4 protein-coding genes are annotated in these 3,431 nt (G+C 41.0%); all 4 read left to right on the forward strand.

Features of this window, described 5'->3' with window-relative positions:
- The first annotated feature begins 155 nt into the window (after positions 1 to 155).
- A complete protein-coding gene (locus UA76_RS11700; RefSeq protein WP_047046250.1) occupies positions 156 to 503 on the forward strand; it encodes a hypothetical protein in 348 nt (115 codons plus the stop codon).
- Between the two features lie 1,301 nt (positions 504 to 1,804).
- Positions 1,805 to 2,296: a hypothetical protein gene (locus tag UA76_RS11705; RefSeq protein ID WP_047046253.1), complete on the forward strand. Its 492-nt coding sequence runs from the start codon at positions 1,805 to 1,807 to the stop codon at positions 2,294 to 2,296.
- A gap of 136 nt (positions 2,297 to 2,432) precedes the next feature.
- Positions 2,433 to 2,750: a hypothetical protein gene (locus UA76_RS11710; RefSeq protein WP_047046257.1), complete on the forward strand. Its 318-nt coding sequence runs from the start codon at positions 2,433 to 2,435 to the stop codon at positions 2,748 to 2,750.
- 118 nt (positions 2,751 to 2,868) lie between these two features.
- A complete protein-coding gene (locus UA76_RS11715; RefSeq protein ID WP_047046259.1) occupies positions 2,869 to 3,324 on the forward strand; it encodes a GNAT family N-acetyltransferase in 456 nt (151 codons plus the stop codon).
- Positions 3,325 to 3,431: the final 107 nt, after the last annotated feature.

Below are 3,431 nucleotides of genomic sequence, written 5' to 3' on the forward strand. Positions count from 1 at the left end.
AGCCCTAACAAATTGCTTAACAGGGACTCCTAACGCTTGGCCACTTATATTCAAATCAGCTTCCGTGTTTAGGGCACAATTTTTAAGTTGGGCGGTATAGCGTTATCGCCCGTTAGCAAGGCGTTATGCGCTTGTAGAAATGGAGATAATTCATCATGAAAGATTTAGCGAGTTCATTACAAAGTATTGGCGTAAGAGTCAAAATCAAAAATGGAAAAATCGTAGTTAGGCTTGACGGTCTTTCAAATCCAGTTTCGATAATAAAGGATATAGCCGCCGACGAATACAAAGTGAAAACGAATGATTCGATTCTATCGATAGTAGCTTGTTTCTTACTATTTAACGGCTTGGCAGGTATTTATGAGTATAGTGGTAGTAATTTGATAAACGTTGCACTTATCTCGGTTTCGATATTGTCTTTCGTCACAGTGTTACTTACTGAGCTTAAATTAATTAAGTTACGCGCTACTGTAGCTGCGTTCAATCGTGGGGAACGCGCATAACAAAGCGTTTAAGAGGGATTCACAACGCTTGGCAATTTTGGTTCAAAGTTCAGCTTTTGTGTTTATGGCACAATGGTTTAAGTCGTGTGGTATAGCGTTGTTCACCCCTTAACGCGGCGTTATGAAGCTTTAAAAACCATATGGTTGCTGGTCTTAATCTGTCGCAGAAGCGCAGTTTTTTTGCTTCGTTTCTGCCTCTAAAATTTGTTCTTTATTAGCAACTTAGCCGCATGAAATTTGGGTGGTCACGCCAATATGCCGACTAACCATCTGTCGTTGTTCAAGCTGTATTTCCGGCAATTAGCTGTTGGCTATGTGCTGCGGCACGAGCGTTCAACCTTCAATTCCGTGTCAGGTTTTATATTCAATTTGATTGCGCTGTCAGGCGATTATATTGATAAACGTTCATTCATAATTTTCTACAATTTCCCTAGCCAATCGCCTCTACAGTGTTTGAAATATGATGGTTAATATTGTGCATCGGCTCGTAGAATCAATACCAAAACTGCGTTAGGGTTAATGTTCGCGTTTGGCGCTATTATCAGTTGGGCTCAGCGCTTAAGTTGATGTTTTAGCGTTCGTTTTTTGTATCGGAGCTTGAGTTAGGCTTCATAACAAACAATTTAAGAGGGATTCTCAACGCTTGGCACTTTTGCTTCTACTTCAGTTTTAGTGTTTATGGCACAATGCTTTAGGTTTGGGTGGAGGCGTTGTTCACCCCTTAATTGGGCGTTAGTTGAAGTTCGAAAACCAATAAACAAATGTTGAAAATATGAAAGGTTATTAGCTCTAGCAACACACCTGATGCGCCCTACCCTTCTCCTATCTCGCCAGTGGCACTGGTCGTCTAGGGCTTGAATCGACCTTTCGCAGCTTACTGAAGTGGTGTGCGTGTTAAGTTCTTTAGCTCTGATTCTTAGATATGGATATCACCCCAAATAAGCAAAGTCCAACGCACTTGGCTGTCGGCTTCATCGCCAGAATTCTTTGCAAAATCACCTCTGCGTCAGCGCCTTTGAGACCAACGATCTTTTCTTCTTTATCAAGTTTGTTTCGTGCGTTGGATTGAATTCCTGAGCGACCATGTTTGCATTAGCTTATTAAATCAATAACCTAAAGCCTATTAGCAACTTAGCTCACAACGCAGGCTAAGGCGTAGCAACTAACAAGGCGCTCAACAGGGACTCCCAACGCTTGGCCACTTTCAGTCAAATCAGCTCAAGTGTTTTGGGCACAGATTTCATGTTGGGTGGAATGGCGTTGTCGCCCGTTAGCTTGGCGTTAGGCAAATGAGGCATCATATGAAAGATCAAGACTGGAAAGCAATGATTCGCTTTCTTGAAGTATTGCCAAGGTCTGGGGACAGAGAGTTGACCTTGCTCAAGGCACATTTAGTTATTGAAGAAGTACTGACGAAAATTCTGGTAAAAGAATGTGTAAATGAGAAGTACTTAAACGAAGCTAAATTGCAATTCCATCAAAAGGTTAAGCTTGTTCGGGCATTTAATGATCTGACCCAATCAGAGTGGGTTTGGAAAGCACTTCATAAGTTAAATCAAGCTCGAAACTATATGTCTCATAATCTAACGGAGCATGAACTTGAAGGCAAAATTAGCGCCTTTACGAATTATGTACAATCAAACAATCCTGAATTGTTCGAAGAGAGTAATACTGGAAAATTTTCAGACTTTCACATGGCAACTTTTGCAACATATATCCCTTTGGCAGCGTACGTTAATTTTGAGCCAACAGTTCCCAATATAAATGCGTTACTCACTGGTAAATTTGCCTAACAAATTGCTTAAGAGTGACGGCTAACCATTGGCATTTTTGGTATGGTTGGGTTCAGTGATTACGGTGGCTTTGCTTAAGTTCAGTGGTTTAGCCGCACCTTAGCAAGGCGTTATGTGAAAAAGGAAGTTCTAAAAAATGACAGAAGTGCTTGATATTATCGATAGAGCGATCAAGAGGTTGGTAGCTCCTGCTGCTATGCTAGTTGCGGGAGAGTTACTAAGTAGAGGTTTGGACAATCCCGACGCTAATCATTACTTTATCAAGTTCACAATGGTTGTCTTAGGCATGTGGGCTATTGGGTATATGATTTTCTCAGCACGAGAAGCTATGCACGCTTTTGACGAAGCGAAAATTAGCAAGTATACAAATGCTCTCTTGAGCACATCATTCTTGCTCGTATACTTGGTTCTCGCCGTAGCTGCAATAAGATTAGGTTTCGATAAAATCACATAACAAATTGCTTAACAGGGACTCCTAACGCTTGGCGAACTCAGTCGCATATTTAGCTCCGTGTTTAAGGCACAATAATTAGGTTGGGTGGTATAGCGTTATCGCCCGTTAGCAAGGCGTTATGAGGCATATGGATATTCAACTAATACAGATAGCAAGTGAAGAGTTTGAAAGTCTGTTTTCTATTGTGAAACAGGGACTTTATTCGCATGTTGATGCCGTCTTTGGTTGGTGTGATGAGTTTCAGGTCAATCGTTTGAAAAGTGACTATGAGCCGAATTGGTTTCATTGGGTTTATCTCAATAAAAGGCAAATTGGAATGCTATGCCTCAAGCCTTACGACAATGCACTTCATGTACATTTACTCATTGTGTTTCCAGAATTTCAAAATAAAAAACTGGGTGAAAGGATCATGAAGATGGTTCACGAAATAGCGCGAGAGCAAGGGCGTAGTCACGTAACCTTATCAAGTTTTACTAGAAATGAGTCAGCGGTAAGGTTTTATAAATCCCTTGGCTATAAGGTGACTGAAAGCGATGAAAACTTCCTTTCTTTGTCGCTTCAAGTTGCCTCATAACAAACAATTTAAGAGTGATTCAGCACGCTTGGCATTTTTGGTTTGGGTTGAATTTAGTGTTTAAGGTGGTCTAGTTAAGTGTCGTGATAGCGTGCTTCACACCTTAA

The organism is Vibrio mexicanus (assembly GCF_001012815.1).
In the GTDB taxonomy this organism is placed as follows: domain Bacteria; phylum Pseudomonadota; class Gammaproteobacteria; order Enterobacterales; family Vibrionaceae; genus Vibrio; species Vibrio mexicanus.